Here is a 17,511-nt window from a genome sequence, read left to right as displayed (position 1 = left end):
AGACCCACCCGCAGATGGAGAACAACTCGTGAGCCTCTTGAACCGCGAGCCGGCCGTACTGGTCCTGGCCGATGGAACCGTCCATCACGGCCAGGCCTATGGCCAGACCGGAACCACCCTGGGCGAGGCCGTCTTCACCACCGGCATGACCGGCTACCAGGAGACGCTGACCGATCCGTCCTACGCCCGCCAGATCATCGTCCAGACGTTCCCGCACATCGGCAACACCGGAGTCAACACCGAGGATGCCGAGTCCCGGGCCATCTTCGCCGCCGGCTACGTGGTCCGCGAGGCGGCCCGCGTCCCGTCGAACTGGCGCTCCGAGCGGAACCTGGACGATGAGCTGGAAGCCCAGGGCGTCGTCGGGATCCAGGGCGTGGACACCCGTGCGGTGACCCGGCACCTGCGCTCCGCCGGTGCCATGAAGGCCGGGATCTTCTCCGGCGCGGCCGCCCGGCGTCCGCTCGCCGACCTCGTCGCCGAGGTCCAAGCCCAGCCGTCCATGGCCGGTGCCCGCCTGGCGGATGAGGTGACCACGGAGTCCGCCTACGTCGTCGAGCCAGCCGAGCACGGCTGGGAGGGCGAGCCGCTGCACACCGTGGTGGCGCTCGACCTCGGCCTGAAGGCCGCCACACCGCGACACCTGGCCTCCCGCGGGATCCGGCTCCACGTACTGCCCGCCACCTCATCCTTCGAGGACATCACCGCCTTGAACCCGGACGGCGTGTTCCTCTCCAACGGCCCCGGCGACCCCGCCACCGCCGACGACCAGGTGTCGTTGCTGCGGCAGGTCCTCGACGCCGGGCTGCCGTTCTTCGGCATCTGCTTCGGCAACCAGGTCTTCGGCCGGGCCCTGGGCTTTGGCACCTACAAGTTGCCCTTCGGCCACCGCGGTCCGAACCAGCCCGTCATGGACAAGTCCACCGGGCGCGTGGAGATCACCTCGCAGAACCACGGCTTCGCCGTGGACGCCCCGCTGGGTGAACCGGTGATGGCACCCGAGGCCGTCTATGGCCGCGTGGAGGTCTCGCACTGGTCCCTGAACGACCAAGTGGTCGAGGGCCTACGGCTGCTGGACCGCCCCGCCTTCTCCGTCCAGTTCCACCCCGAATCGGCCGCCGGCCCGCACGATTCGGTTCCCTTGTTCGACCGGTTCATCGCGATGATGACCGAGCAGTCCTCTACCTCCGAAGGAGCCTGAGCCACGATGCCCAAGCGCACCGATCTGAAGTCCGTCCTGGTCATCGGCTCCGGCCCGATCGTCATCGGCCAGGCCGCCGAGTTCGACTACTCCGGCACCCAGGCGATCAGGGTCCTCAAGGACGAGGGCCTGCGCGTGGTGCTGGTCAACTCGAACCCTGCCACCATCATGACCGACCCCGAGCTGGCCGACGCCACGTACGTGGAGCCGATCACCCCCGAGGTCGTCGAGAAGATCATCGCCGCGGAACGCCCGGACGCCTTGCTGCCGACCCTCGGCGGCCAGACCGCCCTGAACACCGCGATCGCCCTGGACAAGAACGGGGTGCTCGAGAAGTACGGCGTCGAGCTGATCGGTGCCAACATCGCGGCGATCGAACTCGGCGAGAACCGTGAGTTGTTCAAGGGCGTCGTGGAGCGTTGCGGCGCCGAGTCCGCCAAGTCCGAGATCGTCCACAGCATGGACGAGGCCCTCGCCGCCGCGGAGAAGCTGGGCTATCCCATGGTGGTCCGCCCCTCCTTCACCATGGGCGGCCTGGGCTCCGGCCTGGCCTACAACGAAGATGACCTGCGCCGCATCGCCGGCGCCGGCATCCAGTACAGCCCCACCTCCGAGGTCCTGCTCGAGGAGTCCATCCTCGGCTGGAAGGAATACGAGCTGGAGATGATGCGGGACCGCAACGACAACGTCGTGGTGGTCTGCTCCATCGAGAACTTCGACCCGGTCGGCGTCCACACCGGCGATTCCATCACCGTGGCGCCGGCCATGACCCTGACCGATCGCGAGTACCAGGCGATGCGGGATATCTCGATCGCCGTGATCCGCGAGGTCGGTGTGGACACCGGCGGCTGCAACATCCAGTTCGCCGTGGACCCGGCCACCGGGCGCATCATCGTGATCGAGATGAACCCCCGCGTCTCCCGGTCCTCCGCCCTGGCCTCCAAGGCGACCGGGTTCGCCATCGCCAAGATCGCCACCAAGCTCGCGCTCGGCTACACCCTGGACGAGATTCCGAACGACATCACGCGGAAGACCCCCGCCTCCTTCGAGCCGGTGCTGGACTACGTGGTCGTCAAGGTGCCGCGCTTCGCCTTCGAGAAGTTCCCGGCGGCGGACCCCACCCTGACCACCACCATGAAATCCGTGGGCGAGGCCATGGCGATCGGCCGCAACTTCTCCGAGGCCCTGCAGAAGGCACTGCGGTCCCTGGAGCAGAAGGGCGCCGAGCTCTCGTTCGACGTCCCGGACGCGGACGAGGTCGCCACCCTGATCGAGCAGTCCAGAATCCCGACGACGGATCGCCTCGCCCAGGTCCAGCGCGCCCTCCTGGGTGGCGCGAGCCTCGAGCAGCTCTTCGAGGCGACCAAGATCGACCCCTGGTTCCTCGACCAGCTGGTACTGATCAACGAGGTCGCCACGGACGTGGCCGCGGCTCCCGAGCTGGACGCCACCGTCCTGCAGTACGCCAAGCGCCACGGCTTCTCGGACACCCAGATCGGCCAGCTGCGTCACCTGGACCCGGCCGTGGTGCGCGGCGTCCGGCATGCCTTGGGCATCCGTCCGGTGTACAAGACCGTGGACACCTGTGCCGCCGAGTTCGAGGCCTACACCCCGTACCGGTACTCCAGCTACGACCTCGAGGACGAGGTCACGGACCATGCCAAGCCCTCGGTGATCATCCTCGGCTCCGGTCCGAACCGGATCGGCCAGGGCATCGAGTTCGACTACTCCTGCGTGCACGCCACCATGGCCCTGCGCGAGGCCGGTCACGAGACCGTGATGGTCAACTGCAATCCCGAGACCGTCTCCACGGACTACGACATCTCCGACCGCCTGTACTTCGAGCCGCTCACCCTGGAGGACGTGCTCGAGATCATCGCGGCCGAGGAGCGCAGCGGCGGCGTGCTGGGCGTCTTCGTCCAGCTCGGTGGCCAGACCCCGCTGAAGCTGGCCCAGGAGTTGGCGGACGCCGGCGTGCCGATCCTCGGCACCTCGCCGGCGGCCATCGATCTCGCCGAGCACCGTGGCGAGTTCGCCCGCGTCCTCGACGAGGCCGGGCTGGTGTCCCCGAAGAACGGCACGGCCGTCTCCTTCGCCGATGCCAAGCGCGTGGCCGACGAGATCGGCTACCCCGTCCTGGTCCGTCCGTCCTACGTGCTCGGCGGCCGCGGCATGGAGATCGTGTATGACGAGGAATCCCTGCTGCGGTACATCACCAACGCCACGGAGATCACCGCGGGCCACCCCGTGCTGGTGGACCGCTTCCTCGAGGACGCGATCGAGATCGACGTGGACGCCCTCTTCGACGGCACCGACCTGTACATCGGCGGCATCATGGAGCACATCGAGGAGGCCGGCATCCACTCCGGCGACTCCGCCTGCGTGCTCCCGCCGATCAACCTCGGCCCGGACACCCTGGCCCGCGTGCGCGAGGCCACCCGCGGTATCGCCGCCGGCGTCGGCGTGCGCGGACTGATCAACATCCAGTTCGCCCTGGCCTCGGACATCCTCTACGTCATCGAGGCCAACCCGCGAGCCTCGCGGACCGTGCCGTTCGTCTCCAAGGCCACCGGTGTCCAGCTGGCCAAGGCCGCCGCGCTGATCGGCACCGGGCGGTCCATCGCCGACCTCAAGGCCGAGGGCAGGCTGCCCTCCGGTCATGACGGCTCGTCCCTGCCCCTCGACGCCCCCGTGGCCGTCAAGGAGGCAGTGCTGCCGTTCGCCCGCTTCCGCACCAGCGAGGGCCGGGTCGTGGACTCCCTGCTCGGGCCGGAGATGCGCTCCACCGGCGAGGTGATGGGGGTCGACAAGTACTTCGACACCGCCTTCGCCAAGAGCCAGGCGGCAGCGAACAACCCGCTGCCGACCTCCGGACGGGTCTTCGTGTCCGTGGCGAACCGAGACAAGCGTGGTCTCGTGATGCCCGTCAAGCGGCTGGTGGACCTCGGCTTCACCATTGTCTCGACCGGCGGCACGGCAGAGGTCCTGCGCCGCAACGGCATCCATGCGGACGTGGTGGACAAGATCGCCGACGCCGGCACCGGCACGGATCCGGCGAACACTGGTGCCGGCACCATCCTGGAGCAGATCGAGGCCGGGGAGATCGCCCTGGTGGTCAACACGCCCTCCGGAGGTGATGCCCGCGGTGACGGCTATGAGATCCGTGCGGCGGCGACCTCGATGGGGATCCCCACGATCACCACGCTCGCCCTCTTCGGTGCCGCCATCCAGGCCATGGAGGCGCTGCGTGAGTACACCTGGGACGTCACCTCCCTGCAGGAGCACGACGCGCGGCTGGCCGCGGCCGTCGCGCGCTCCGGCTCCGGGGCATGACGGCGCCGGTGACCGGATCCGTCGACGCCGGTCGGGCACCGTGGGGTGCCCGGCTGGCCGCCGCGATGGATGCGGCCGGTCCGCTGTGCCTGGGCATCGATCCCCACCCGCAGCTACTCCACGACTGGGACCTTCCGGACACGCCCGTGGGCCTGGAGCGATTCTCGATGACGGCCCTGGAGGCCGCGGCGGGAGAGGGCGGGTCCTCCGCCGTCGCCGCCATCAAGCCGCAGGTCGCACTGTACGAGCGGCATGGCTCGGCCGGCTTCGCCGTGCTGGAGCGGCTGCTGCGGGAGGCCCGAGACGAAGAGGTGCTGACCATCGCCGACGCCAAGCGCGGGGACATCGGGTCCACGATGACCGGCTACGCCGAGGCGTGGCTCTCGGACGACTCACCGCTGGCCGCCGACGCCGTCACCCTCAGTCCCTATCTCGGCTATGGCTCGTTGGCCCCGGCCCTCGAACTGGCCGAGGCCACAGGGCGGGGCGTCTTCGTCCTGGCCCTGACCTCGAATCCGGAGGGCTCCTCGGTCCAGCACGCCGTCGGTGTGGAGGGATCCGTGGCTCGGACCATCACCGCCTCGGCCGCCCGGGACAATGTGCGGGCGCTGACCTCCAGTCACGTCACCGGCACGAAAGGTATCGCCGGCACGGCCGGCACGGCCGGCGCCGATGTGGGTACCAGGGCCGGGGCCACGGTCCGACCGGCCCTGGGGCCGGTCGGTCTCGTGGTCGGCGCCACCGTGGCCGGCGAGGCCGAGCGGCTGGGCCTGGACCTGGCCGGCGTCCGAGGTGCACTGTTGGCTCCGGGGTTCGGCGCCCAAGGCGCCTCGGGGGCGGGCATGCGAGCCGGGTTCGGTTCGGCCTGGCCCTCCGTGCTGGCCACCTCCAGCCGCGCCATCCTGCGCCGGGGACCGTCCGTCGGCGGACTGCGCGAGGGCATCCGGGAGGCGCTGGAGGATCTGGGTCGGTAGCGGTGTGGCTCCTGTACGCGGCATGGACGGCATAGCCGTGACCTGATCGTGATCTATTGGGGCGTACCGGAGTCCCTGAGTGAGACCTGCATCACCGTTCGATAAACTTCAGCACCCCGATAGTGGGCTGCAGACCTGGCCGGGGTTGATCGGGTACTTTACGTCCAAGTCACGGCGATATCGCCGTGACGGTTGAAACCTAGTCCCCGAGGTGGAACGTCATGGCCCTGAAGGAATTGTCTGCCGCAGAACGGGAAGCGGCCCGGAGTAAGGCCCTGCAGGCACGCACGGCGCGTGCGGACCTGAAGGAGTCCTTCCGGTCGGGCGAGTCCAGTCTCGAATCGGTCTTCGCAGCGGCGGACGAGGACGCCGCCATCGGGCGGATGCGCACGGTGGACCTGTTGCAGACCCTGCAGGGAGTGGGCGAGGTGCGAGCCGCGAAGATCATGGAAGCGTGTGGGATTTCCCCCAATCGGCGCCTCCGCGGCCTCGGCCGCAGGCAACGGGAGGCGTTGATCGCCTATATTGGCCGGTAGCCCTTTTCCGGGCCGCGCCATTCCCACAGGAGGTTCATTGACCACCCCCGACGTCCCTGCCGCCCGGCCGGTCAGCCTCCGCCCCGAGCACCGGTCCGCCGCGGGTGCGGAACGCCCGCGCGTCACGGTGCTCGCGGGCCCGACCGCCGTCGGCAAGGGCACGGTCTCCCAGTTCATCCGGGAGCACTATCCCCAGGTGTGGCTCTCCGTCTCGGCCACCACGCGGCAGCCGCGGCCCAATGAACGGGAGGGGCAGCACTACTTCTTCGTGGAGCCTGAGCACTTCGATGAGCTGGTGTCCCGGGACCAGATGCTGGAATGGGCCGTGGTCCATGGCGTGAACCGCTATGGGACCCGCCGAGACACGGTCCAGCGGGCCCTCGATGACGGCCAGCACGTGCTGTTGGAGATCGACCTGCAGGGGGCGCGGCAGGTCAGGCAGGCCATGCCGGAGGCGACGTTCGTCTTCCTCTCCCCGCCGAATTGGGACGAATTGGTCCACCGGCTGGTCGGCCGCGGCACGGAATCTCCGGAGGAACAGCGCCGACGGCTGGAAACGGCTAGAATGGAACTCGCTGCCGAGCCGGAGTTCGATGCCGTGGTGGTCAATGACACCGTGGAACGCGCCGCACGGGAGTTGGTCCGCATCATGGGATTGGACCCCGACGACCACCTCTAGGCCGTCCGGCCGGACCCCAGCGCGACGACCGTGAGCGGTCGTCGGCAGCGGCGCAGACAACGCATCAGCAACAGAATCACCAACCGTGGAGAACTAGTGACCGAACAGTACGAAGGCATCGTCAACCCGCCCATCGACACCCTGCTGGAGAAGGTTGACTCGAAGTACGCCCTGGTGCTTTTCGCCGCCAAGCGTGCCCGCCAGATCAACGCGTACTACTCGCAGCTCCATGAGGGCCTGTTCGAGTACGTCGGCCCGTTGGTGGACACCAAGCTCAACGAGAAGCCGCTGTCCATCTCCATGCGGGAGATCGAGGAGGACCTCCTGGAGGCCACCCCGATGACCGAGGAGCAGATCGCCGCTGAGACCGAGGGCGACTTCGGCACCTTCGAGCTGCAGAGCTCGGCCGAGGCAGCCTTCTCCGACGACGCATTCTCCGCCGAGGGCGTGGGTGGAGAGGCTGCAGTGGAGATCACCGAGATCGCTGACACCGAGACCGCCGACGAGGACGAGCAGCAGGCCTGACCTCGTTTTCGACTCCGGGAACGAGCCGACTAGGTTTGACCCATGAGGATCGTTCTCGGAGTCACCGGCGGTATCGCCGCCTACAAATCCGCACTGCTGTTGCGGCTCATGACCGAAGCCGGTCACCAGGTGGACGTGGTCCCCACGCCTGCCGCCCTGAATTTCGTGGGACAGGCCACTTGGGAGGCGCTCTCCGGCCGCCCCGTGCGGACGGACACCTTCGAGGCCGTCGAGACGGTCAACCACGTCAGGCTGGGCCGTGAGGCTGAGATGGTCGTGGTGGCTCCCGCCACCGCCGATTCTCTCGCCCGCACCGCCGCCGGGCTGGCCCCGGACCTGCTCGGAAACGTCCTGCTGACCGCCACCTGTCCGGTGCTGATGGTCCCGGCCATGCACACCGAGATGTGGACCCACCCGGCCACCGCCGCCAACGTCGAACTGCTTCGTTCCCGCGGTATCACCGTGCTCGATCCAGATTCCGGGCGGCTCACTGGCCGGGACACCGGCCCCGGGCGGTTCCCGGAGCCGGACCGCATCTGGGCCGAGGCACAGTCCCTCGTGGCTGACGGTCTGCGGTCCAGCCGTCCCGCCGCCCAGCAGAATGGGGCGCTGGCCGGACGTACCCTCGTCGTGACCGCCGGGGGCACCCGGGAAGCCCTCGATCCGGTGCGCTATCTCGGCAACCGTTCCTCCGGCAAGCAGGGCGTGGCCGTGGCCGAGGCCGCCCTGGCCGCCGGAGCCCGGGTCACCTTCATCGGGGGCGCCATGAGCGTGGAACCGCCCGCGGGGGCGGAGGTGGTCCGGGTGGAGTCCACCCAGGAGCTGCGTGATGCGGTCATGGCCCACGCGCCAGGTGCCGAAGCCCTGGTGATGGCGGCCGCCGTCGCCGATTTCCGTCCCGCGGAGTACGTGGACACCAAGATCAAGAAGGCCGAAGACGGCTCCAACCCGGTGATCCGCCTGGAGCGCACCCCGGACATCCTGGCGGAGGCGGTGCAGGCCCGGGCCGCCGGACTGCCGATGCCGGGCACCATCATCGGATTCGGTGCCGAGACCGGTGACGCCACCGCCTCCGTCCTGGAGTTCGGGGCTGCCAAGCTCGCCCGCAAGGGCTGTGAGATGCTCGTGGTCAACCAGGTCGGCCGGGACAAGGTCTTCGGCCAGGACACCACCGAGGTCACCATGCTCTTCGCCGACGGGCGTGAGCCGGTGGCCGCGGCGGGAGACAAATCGGAGGTGGGCGTGGCGATCGTCACCGAACTGGCGGGCTTGCTGGGCCCGATCGGCCGGCTGGATAGGATGGATCAGTGACTGACGCACAGATGGCAAAAGATTCCGGGACCACCGGCTACGAGTCCTACCAGGGCATCGGGGGAGGCGAGCTCCGGCTGTTCACCTCCGAATCCGTGACGAGCGGTCATCCGGACAAGATCTGCGACCAGATTTCAGACTCCATCCTGGACGCGATCCTGGCCCAGGACCCGAACGCCAAGGTGGCCATCGAGACCCTGACCACCACGGGCCTCGTGCAGGTCGCCGGCGAGGTCAACACCTCCGCCTACGTGGAGATCCCCCGCATCGTCCGGGACACGATCCTGGCGATCGGCTATGACTCCTCGTCCAACGGCTTCGACGGGTCCAACTGCGGCGTCAACATCTCGATCGGCCAGCAGTCCTCCGACATCTCCGATGGCGTGCTGAAGTCGCTGGAGAACCGGGAGGGCTCCGCGGACGACATCGACCTGCAGGGCGCCGGGGACCAGGGAATCATGTTCGGTTACGCCTCGAACGAGACCCCGGTGTACATGCCGGCCCCGATCTACCTGGCGCACCGGCTCTCCGAGCGGCTCACCGCCGTGCGGCATCTCGAGCAGACGCCCATGCCGTACCTGCTACCGGACGGCAAGACGCAGGTCACCGTCGGTTACGGCGAGGACGGTCTGCCGAAGACCGTGGAGACCGTGGTGGTCTCCACCCAGCACCTGGACGAGGTCACCCTGGATGAGTTGCGCCAGGACGTGGTGGAGCACGTCATCCGGCCCGTGCTGGCCCAGTCCGGGCTGGAGACCTCCGGCGCCGCGTTCATCGTCAACCCCGGTGGCAAGTTCGTCATCGGTGGGCCCGTGGGTGACGCCGGCCTCACCGGGCGCAAGATCATCGTCGATACCTACGGGGGCATGGCCCGCCACGGCGGCGGTGCCTTCTCCGGCAAGGACCCGTCGAAGGTGGACCGCTCCGCGGCCTACGCGATGCGCTGGGTCGCCAAGAACGTGGTTGCCGCCGGCCTCGCCGACCGCGCTGAGTTCCAGGTCGCCTACGCGATCGGCAAGGCCCGGCCCGTCGGCCTGTACGTGGACACCTTCGGGACCGAGAAGGTGGACCAGGCCACGATCATCGAGGCCGTCAACGAGGTGTTCGACCTGCGCCCGCTGGCCATCATCCGGGACCTCAACCTGCTCCGACCGATCTACCGCAAGACGGCCGCCAACGGTCACTTCGGCCGCGAGGACCCCGACTTCACGTGGGAGCGGCTGGACCGCGTCGACGCCGTGCGTGCTGCCGTCGGTTGGTGACCGGCGAACCCCTCTTCGACCTGCCCGTACCCCCGCCGGTCACGGGACTGCCGGAGGTGGCCGGCGGCTGGCCTGACGATCCCGTGGCACGGGTGCTGCTCGACTCGGGCGTGCCGCACCTGGACCGCGAATTCGACTACCTGGTGCCCCGCTCCCTCGATGACTCGGCCCGGCCCGGCGTGCGCGTCCGCGTGCGTTTCGGCCACCAGGACGTCCTTGGCTGGCTGACCTCCCGCGGTTCTGAACCCTCCACCGGGGCGAAGCTGCTGCCGTTGCGCTCGGTGGTCTCCCCGGAACCGGTGCTGACCCCGGAGATCCTGGACCTCGCCCGAGCTGTGGCGGCGCGCTACGCGGGAAACGTGGCCGACGTGCTGCGGGTGGCCGTGCCGCCGCGCGTCGCGAAGGTCGAGAAGGCTCTGAACGCCGAGGCGGCGGCGCCGGAGGCCACGGGCATCCCGGCCCCGGACACGAAGGGAAGCCCGGCGGCCGGTGGTCCCTCGGGCGCGACTGCGGCCGAGGGCTTTGACTGGTCCCCGCTGCGGGGCGCCGAGGCCTTCTTCCAGCAGGTCCGGGCCGGAGACGGCCCCCGCGCGGCCCTCACCGTGCCGAGCGCCCACGGCGCGTGGGACACCGCCACCCTCCTGGCGGATGCCGCCGCCCGGACCGCGGAGGCCGGCCGGGCCGCCGTCGTGGTGGTGCCTCACCAACGGGACCTCGAACGGCTGTGCCGTGCCCTGGACCGCCGGGTGGGGCCGGAGGGTTATGCCCGTCTGACGGCTGACGACGGCCCCACCCCCCGGTACCGTGCGTTCCTGCAGCTGCGGCGCGGCCTGCGCCAGATCGCGGTGGGCACCCGCTCGGCCATCTGGGCACCCGTGGAGCACCCCGGCCTGGTCGCGGTCTGGAACGACGACGACTCCCTGCACGCCGAACAGCGGTCCCCGTACCAACATGTGCGGGACGTCGCCCTGGTGCGGTCCGAGCTGGCCGGCGCCGGCCTCCTGCTAGCCTCCACGTCGCGCACCCCCGAGGTGCAGCGGCTGGTGGAGTCCGGGTGGCTCGGGGAGCTGGGGGTGGGCCGCGAGACCATCCACGCGGTGACTCCGCGCGTGGTGTCCACGGCGGACTCCTGGGAGACGGAGCGTGACCCGCTGTTGGCCCGGGCCCGGCTGCCCCAGGCGGCATGGAAAGCCGCGCGAGAGGGACTGGAGGGCAAGCACGGCATGCCCGGACCGGTCCTGGTGCAGGTCGGTCGGAGTGGTTTCATCCCAGCCCTGATCTGCCGGGATTGCGGGACCCCGGCCCGCTGCCGTCATTGCACCGGCCCGCTGGGGTTTCCGGACCGCACCGCCTCGGCCCGCAATGAGGCCGCCTGCCGGTGGTGCGGACGGCGGGAGCGGCACTTCGAATGCCCCGAATGCGACTCCTCACGGCTACGCGCCGGCTCCCGCGGCGTGGACCGGACCGCCGAGGAACTGGGACGCGCGTTCCCGAACACCCCGGTGCTCTCCTCCTCCGGGGACCACATCCTCTCCACCGTGGACGACACTCCGTCCCTCGTGGTCGCCACGATCGGCGCTGAGCCGGTGGTGCCGGGCGGCTACACCACGGCACTGCTGCTGGATGGCGACTCGCAGCTGCAGCGCGAGGGGCTGCGTACCCCCGGGCAGGTCCTCTCCCGCTGGTTCGCGGCGGCAGCCCTGGTGCGCTCACGCCAGGACGGGGGAGTGGTGGTGGTGACCGCCTCCCAGGAGGACGTGGTGGGGGCTCTCGTGCGGATGGACCCCGCCGGGTACGCCTCACGCCAGCTGGCCGAGCGGCGGGAGCTTCACCTGCCGCCCGCCGTCCGCATGGCCGAGGTCACGGGCCCGGCGAATGCGGTGACGGCGTTCATGGATCTCGTGGAACTGCCGGGCGCCTCGAAGGACCTGCCGTGGATCGGGCCGGTACCGGTGGAGGACTGGTCCGGCGGCGAGGGACGGGGTGGTGCCGGCGGCTCAGGGCCTGCCGGCCATGCTGAACCGCTGCGTCACCGGGCGCTGCTGTTCTTCCCCTACGGTGCGGCGCGGAGCGTCGTCGAGGCACTGCGGGCAGCCCGCTCCGCCTCGAGCGCGCGGCGACTGACCGAACCCGTCCGTCTGCGGATCGATCCCTTCGACCTTCCGTAGGAGTCCTGCCGTGGTCAGCACCGGCCGAGCTCCGCCCGGAACGCCGAGATCAGCGCGGCGGCCTCGGGGGCGCGCTCGTAGTGGATGAGGTGGCCCACGCCGTCGAGAACCTCCAGCTGGGCGCGAGGAGAGGCCCTGCCGATGCGGCGGGCGAGCTTCCTCTGTCCGCGGACGGAGCCCAGCTCGTCATCAGCGCCGGCCACGAGCAGCACCGGGAGCCGCAACTGCTCGGCCACGTCCAGGACCGATCCTGAGGTGGAGGCCCGGTAGGCCTCGACAAGCACCTGACGGTGGTCATAGGCGGAGAAGTAGTTCTGGTGCTGATCGTGGAGGTAGGCCAGGGTATGGCGGTCCTCGGTCTTGGCCATGACGGTTCCGGTGATCCAGACGACGAGGGGGGAGGACAGCAGGGCGCTCCCAAGCCGTTCGGGCAGGGCCGCCGACACCTCGTAGTAGCCTTCCGCGATGCGGGACATCAGGGCCTTGGAGGTGGAGTCGTCCGCCGTCAGGGCAGGTTCACAGATCGGGTTAAGCAGCACCAGGCCGTCCCAGCGGTCCGGGTCGGCAGCCGCCAGCTGGGCGGCGATCACGGAACCGAAGGAGTGTCCCAGCAGGGTTGGACGTCGCCACCTGCCGGGTGGGGAAGCCGCGTGGCGACCGGCGGAGGTGCCCGTCACCAGGCCGAGGGCCTCCACGGCGCTGCCGAGGACCGTCACATAGTGGGCGACGGTGTGTGGGGCGTCCGGGAAGGCCGGCGAATGGCCGAAGCCGGGCAGTTCGGGCAGGAAGATCTCGCGGCCGGGCAGGCAGTCCGCCAGCAGGGCCAGGCCGTGGTGGTCCCCCCGGAACCCGTGGATGGCCACCATCGGCGTCCGGTGCCGGCCGTGCCCGCCTGGTTCGTCGGCGGACCCGTCGGCGGGGGCGTCCCCGTCCGGAGACTTCACCCCGTAGTGCCACACCGCCAGCGGTGTAGGCCGGCCGGACAAGGGGTCCGGGACCTCGACCATGATCCGCTCCGGGGTCCGCGCGGAGAACCCCGTGATGATCGAGGTGTCCCGCGGGGCCGGGGGGACCACCACGCGATCACGGAGGCGGATGGGCAGGGGACGCGCGGCGGGGGCAGGCAGGGGAGTGCTCACCCCTTCAGGTTAACCAGCTTTTCGCCGGCGTCCTCCGTGTTGTTCCGCCGTTGCGTCCGGTGCGGATGAGCGGGGGTGGATAGGCTTCCGACATGCAGCCAGCCAGCACTGACGTCTCCACGGCCATGGCCTCGCGGCGTGCCGTCATCAGCATAGACCAGGGCACCACCTCGACCCGGGTGGTCGTCATGGCCGAGGACGGGTCCGTCCTGGCCAGCGCCCAGCGGGAACATCGCCAGTACTTTCCGCATCCCGGGTGGGTGGAACACGATCCGGTCGAGATCTGGGAGAACACCCGCGAACTCACCGGCCTCGCCCTCACCCGCGCCCGCCTGCGCACCGCGGACGTGGCCGCCGTCGGGATCACGAACCAGCGCGAGACGACCGTCCTGTGGGACGCGGTCACGGGCCGTCCGGTCCATCGGGCGCTCGTCTGGCAGGACACCCGGGCGGATGCACTGATGGACCGGCTCAAGGCGGACGGACACGAGGACGCCGTGCGCGCCCGGACCGGGCTGCCCCTGGCCTCCTATTTCTCGGCCGGCAAGGTCAGCTGGATCCTGGAGAACGTGCCCGAGGCCGGGGAACTGGCACGCGGTGGCCGCCTGCGGGCCGGCACCATGGACAGCTGGCTGCTGTGGAACCTCACGGGCGGTCCTGACGGCGGCGTTCACGCCACGGATGTCACCAACGCCTCACGGACCCTCCTGATGGACCTGGAGACCCTGGACTGGGACGATGACCTCACCGGACTGTTCGGGATCGATCCGGAGCTGGCGGCGGGCATGCTTCCTCGGATCCACCCCTCGGTGGGGGAGTTCGGGACCATCATCGGTGCCGAGCCACTCAGCGGGCTCTCGGTGTGTGGCATCCTCGGCGACCAGCAGGCCGCGACCTTCGGCCAGGGGGCCTTCAACCGGGGGGACGTGAAGAACACCTACGGCACCGGCTGCTTCCTCCTCCAGAACATCGGCACGACGCCGGAGATCTCGGACCACGGCCTGGTCACCACGGTCGCGTACCAGCTGGAGGACGGGCCCGCCTACTACGCCCTGGAGGGTTCGGTGGCGGTCGCCGGCTCGCTGGTCCAGTGGCTGCGGGACAACCTCGGGATCATCCGGAGCTCGGCCGAGGTGGAAACCCTCGCCGCCTCGGTCCAGGACAACGGCGGAGTATTCTTCGTGCCGGCGTTCTCCGGGCTGTACGCGCCGTACTGGCGCCCGGACGCCCGCGGGCTCATCGCCGGGCTCACCGGCTTCGCGACCGCCGGCCACCTGGCCAGGGCGGCCCTGGAGGCCACCGCCTATCAGTCACGGGACGTCCTCGAGGCCGTGGTGGCGGACGCCGGCCACCGGCCAGAGGAGCTGCGGGTGGACGGTGGCATGACCGTCAACGATCATCTCATGCAGTTCCAGGCGGACATCCTCGGCCTGCCCGTGGTGCGTCCGGAACTCGTGGAGACCACTGCGGTTGGTGCCGCACATGCGGCCGGCCTGGCGTCCGGACTCTGGCGGGACCTTGACGAGGTGGCCGGACTGTGGCGGGAGGGCCGGAGGTGGGAGCCGGCCCTGTCCTCCACGGAACGGGATCGACTCCTGGGCCAGTGGGACAAGGCCGTCCAACGGTCCCTCGGATGGGCGGACCAGGCCTGATCGACGCCGGTCCGGCAGCAGCTCCGGATTCAGAGGGGAACTGTCCGCCGGAGTAGGATGGCTAGGCGCGTCGACCGCCCGGGGGACCGGGCCGGCGTCGTTCTCCGACCATCACACTTAAGGACAGGACCTCCGTGAGCCAGCCAGCGCAAGGTACTCCCCAGCAGGACGAGACCGAGGAGTACTCGTTCGCGGCGCTCGAGGAGCGCTGGGGCGGCTACTGGGAGCAGCACCGCACCTTCGCGCCGCTGGATGACGGCTCCCGCGAGCGCCGCTACGTGCTGGACATGTTCCCGTACCCCTCGGGGGATCTGCACATGGGCCATGCCGAGGCGTTCGCCATGGGGGACGTGGTGGCCCGGTACTGGATGCAGCAGGGCTATGACGTCTTGCACCCCATCGGCTGGGACTCCTTCGGACTGCCGGCCGAGAACGCCGCGATCAAGCGCAACGCGCACCCGGCGGAGTGGACCTACAAGAACATCGACACCCAGAAGTCCTCCTTCCAGCGGTATGGGATCTCGGCGGACTGGTCCCGAGAACTGCACACCTCGGACCCGGAGTACTACCGGTGGACCCAGTGGCTGTTCCAGCAGTTCCACGCCAAAGGCCTGGCCTACCGCAAGGACTCCCCGGTCAACTGGTGCCCCAAGGACCAGACCGTGCTGGCCAACGAGCAGGTCGTCAACGGCACCTGCGAACGCTGCGGCACCCCGGTCACGAAGAAGTCCCTGAACCAGTGGTACTTCCGCATCACCGAGTACGCGGACCGCCTGCTGGAGGACATGCAGCAACTCGAGGGCCATTGGCCCGAGCGCGTGCTGGCCATGCAGCGGAACTGGATCGGCCGCTCCGAGGGGGCCCATGTGGACTTCCGGGTGGAGCCCACCGCTGCCGCCGCCGGGCAGAACGGCCAGCAGGGCCGGGACATCACCGTCTTCACCACCCGCCCGGACACCCTGTTCGGCGCCACCTTCATGGTGGTCGCCGCGGACGCGGACCTGGCACTGGAGCTCGTGGACGCCGAGCACCGCGAGGCGCTCGAGACGTACCGCGAGGGACTCAAGAACGTCTCGGAGATCGAACGCCAGGCCACCGACCGCTCTAAGACGGGCGTCTTCCTGGGCCGTCACGCCGTCAACCCGCTCACCGGGGAGAGGCTGCCGATGTGGGCCTCGGACTATGTGCTGGCCGACTACGGCACCGGCGCCATCATGGCCGTGCCCGCGCACGATCAGCGTGACCTCGACTTCGCCCGCACCATGGGTCTGGACATCCGCCGCGTCCTGGACACCGGTGAGGAGGATCCGGCGGTGACCGGGACGGCCACCACCGGGGATGGAACCCTGGTCAACTCCGGCGAGCTGGACGGATTGGCCAAGGCCGAGGCCATCTCGCGCGCGATCGAGATCCTGGACGAGCGTGGCACCGGGCGAGGCACCGTCAACTACCGGCTGCGTGACTGGCTGCTGTCCCGTCAGCGCTTCTGGGGCGCACCCATCCCGATCGTGCACTGCCCCGACTGCGGTGAGGTTCCGGTGCCTGAGGACCAGCTGCCGATCCTGCTGCCGCAGGACGTGGCCGGCGAGCAGCTCGCCCCGAAGGGCAAGTCGCCGCTGGCCGGCATCGAGTCCTGGGTCAACACCACCTGCCCCCGCTGCGGTGGGACCGCCCGGCGGGACACGGACACCATGGACACCTTCGTGGACTCGTCCTGGTACTACATGCGTTTCGCCTCCCCGAACGATGACGATCACGTGTTCGACCGTGCCGCCGTGGACAGGTGGCTGCCGGTCGAGCAGTACGTGGGCGGCGTGGAACACGCCATCCTGCACCTGCTGTACTCGCGCTTCTTCACCAAGGCGCTGTATGACATGGACCTGATCTCCTTCACCGAGCCCTTCAAGGCGCTGCTCAACCAGGGCCAGGTGCTCAATGGCGGCAAGGCGATGTCCAAGTCCCTCGGCAACGGCGTGGACCTGGGCGATCAGCTGGACACCTTCGGTGTGGATGCCGTCCGTCTGACCATGATCTTCGCCTCGCCACCGGAGGACGACGTGGACTGGGCGGACGTCTCACCCGGTGGTTCGGCCAAGTTCCTGGCCCGCGCGTGGCGTCTGGCCCAGGACGTGGAGTCCTCCGGGGTGGCGCCGGGTACGGATCCCGACGGCGGCTCAACGTCCCTGCGCCAGCTCACCCACCGCACGGTGGCGGACGCGGCCCGACTGTTGGACGATCACAAGTTCAACGTGGTTGTGGCCCGCACCATGGAGCTCGTCAACGGGGTCCGTAAGGCCATAGACGGGGTGGCCGGGGGCGCCGGCGGTACGTCCGGCCTGGGGGCCGGCGATCCGGCCGTCCGCGAGGCCGTGGAAGCTGTGGCCATCCTGCTGAGTCTGTTCGCCCCTTATACCGCCGAGGACATGTGGGCCAAGCTCGGCCACGAGCCGTCGGTGGCGCGTGCGGGCTGGCCCGCCGTGGACGAGGCGCTGCTGGTGCAGGACACCGCCACCGCCGTCGTGCAGGTCAAGGGCAAGGTCCGCGACCGCCTCGAGGTCCCGATGGACATCTCGGCCGCTGACCTCGAGCAGCTGGCGTTGGCCTCCGAGGCCGTGCAACGATCCCTGGACGGCGCCGAGATCCGCAAGGTGATCGTGCGCGAGCCCAAGCTCGTCAACATCGTCGTCTGAAGACCCCCGTCGGAACACGGACGGAGTACAGCGGGAAGGAG

General features: G+C 69.7%; 12 protein-coding genes. 11 read left to right on the top strand and 1 reads right to left on the bottom strand.

Annotation, left to right across the window (positions count from 1 at the left end):
• Positions 1-28 precede the first annotated feature (28 nt).
• The 9 genes from carA (at position 29) to ABD134_RS04890 (ending at position 11,989) form a co-directional block, all read left to right on the top strand.
• Complete coding sequence (gene carA, locus ABD134_RS04930) at positions 29-1,201, top strand: glutamine-hydrolyzing carbamoyl-phosphate synthase small subunit (RefSeq protein WP_344227196.1); 1,173 nt, start codon at positions 29-31, stop codon at positions 1,199-1,201.
• Between the two features lie 6 nt (positions 1,202-1,207).
• Entirely contained in the window at positions 1,208-4,534 is a 3,327-nt protein-coding gene (carB, locus tag ABD134_RS04925) for a carbamoyl-phosphate synthase large subunit (RefSeq protein ID WP_344227194.1), read from the top strand.
• A complete protein-coding gene (gene pyrF, locus ABD134_RS04920) occupies positions 4,531-5,508 on the top strand; it encodes an orotidine-5'-phosphate decarboxylase (RefSeq protein ID WP_344227192.1) in 978 nt (325 codons plus the stop codon). The genes carB and pyrF overlap by 4 nt, the downstream gene beginning before the upstream one ends.
• Positions 5,509-5,729: 221 nt before the next feature.
• Positions 5,730-6,044, top strand: a complete 315-nt coding sequence (gene mihF, locus ABD134_RS04915; protein WP_344227190.1) for an integration host factor, actinobacterial type — start codon at positions 5,730-5,732, stop codon at positions 6,042-6,044.
• 37 nt (positions 6,045-6,081) lie between these two features.
• The gene (gene gmk, locus ABD134_RS04910; RefSeq protein WP_378108344.1) at positions 6,082-6,723 is read left to right on the top strand and encodes a guanylate kinase; all 642 of its coding nucleotides are present in this window, start codon (positions 6,082-6,084) and stop codon (positions 6,721-6,723) included.
• Positions 6,724-6,819: 96 nt separating this feature from the next.
• A complete protein-coding gene (gene rpoZ / locus ABD134_RS04905) occupies positions 6,820-7,248 on the top strand; it encodes a DNA-directed RNA polymerase subunit omega (protein WP_344227188.1) in 429 nt (142 codons plus the stop codon).
• A gap of 42 nt (positions 7,249-7,290) precedes the next feature.
• A complete protein-coding gene (coaBC, locus tag ABD134_RS04900; RefSeq protein WP_344227186.1) occupies positions 7,291-8,559 on the top strand; it encodes a bifunctional phosphopantothenoylcysteine decarboxylase/phosphopantothenate--cysteine ligase CoaBC in 1,269 nt (422 codons plus the stop codon).
• Positions 8,560-8,570: 11 nt separating this feature from the next.
• Positions 8,571-9,821 (top strand): methionine adenosyltransferase, encoded by a 1,251-nt coding sequence (gene metK / locus ABD134_RS04895; RefSeq protein WP_344227711.1) that lies wholly within the window; start codon positions 8,571-8,573, stop codon positions 9,819-9,821.
• Positions 9,818-11,989: a primosomal protein N' family DNA-binding protein gene (locus ABD134_RS04890; RefSeq protein ID WP_344227184.1), complete on the top strand. Its 2,172-nt coding sequence runs from the start codon at positions 9,818-9,820 to the stop codon at positions 11,987-11,989. Before metK ends, ABD134_RS04890 begins: the two co-directional genes overlap by 4 nt.
• A 14-nt stretch (positions 11,990-12,003) precedes the next feature.
• On the opposite strand, the gene ABD134_RS04885 is transcribed toward ABD134_RS04890, so the two are convergent.
• Complete coding sequence (locus ABD134_RS04885; protein WP_344227182.1) at positions 12,004-13,128, bottom strand: alpha/beta fold hydrolase; 1,125 nt, start codon at positions 13,126-13,128, stop codon at positions 12,004-12,006.
• A gap of 92 nt (positions 13,129-13,220) precedes the next feature.
• On the opposite strand from ABD134_RS04885, the gene glpK reads away from it, so the two are divergent.
• Both glpK and leuS read left to right on the top strand, forming a co-directional pair.
• The gene (gene glpK / locus ABD134_RS04880; protein WP_344227180.1) at positions 13,221-14,780 is read left to right on the top strand and encodes a glycerol kinase GlpK; all 1,560 of its coding nucleotides are present in this window, start codon (positions 13,221-13,223) and stop codon (positions 14,778-14,780) included.
• Between the two features lie 134 nt (positions 14,781-14,914).
• Entirely contained in the window at positions 14,915-17,470 is a 2,556-nt protein-coding gene (gene leuS, locus ABD134_RS04875; RefSeq protein ID WP_344227178.1) for a leucine--tRNA ligase, read from the top strand.
• Positions 17,471-17,511 lie beyond the last annotated feature (41 nt).

Source organism: Citricoccus alkalitolerans (assembly GCF_039528175.1).
Taxonomy (GTDB): domain Bacteria; phylum Actinomycetota; class Actinomycetes; order Actinomycetales; family Micrococcaceae; genus Citricoccus; species Citricoccus alkalitolerans.
This window is presented reverse-complemented; position numbering and strand designations above follow the sequence as displayed.

Coding starts and splice junctions, on each gene's coding strand:
- carB (WP_344227194.1), top strand. CDS start 1,208: ATGCCCAAGCGCACCGATCTGAAGTCCGTCCTGGTCATCGGCTCCGGC.
- pyrF (WP_344227192.1), top strand. CDS start 4,531: ATGACGGCGCCGGTGACCGGATCCGTCGACGCCGGTCGGGCACCGTGG.
- mihF (WP_344227190.1), top strand. CDS start 5,730: ATGGCCCTGAAGGAATTGTCTGCCGCAGAACGGGAAGCGGCCCGGAGT.
- coaBC (WP_344227186.1), top strand. CDS start 7,291: ATGAGGATCGTTCTCGGAGTCACCGGCGGTATCGCCGCCTACAAATCC.
- metK (WP_344227711.1), top strand. CDS start 8,571: ATGGCAAAAGATTCCGGGACCACCGGCTACGAGTCCTACCAGGGCATC.
- glpK (WP_344227180.1), top strand. CDS start 13,221: ATGCAGCCAGCCAGCACTGACGTCTCCACGGCCATGGCCTCGCGGCGT.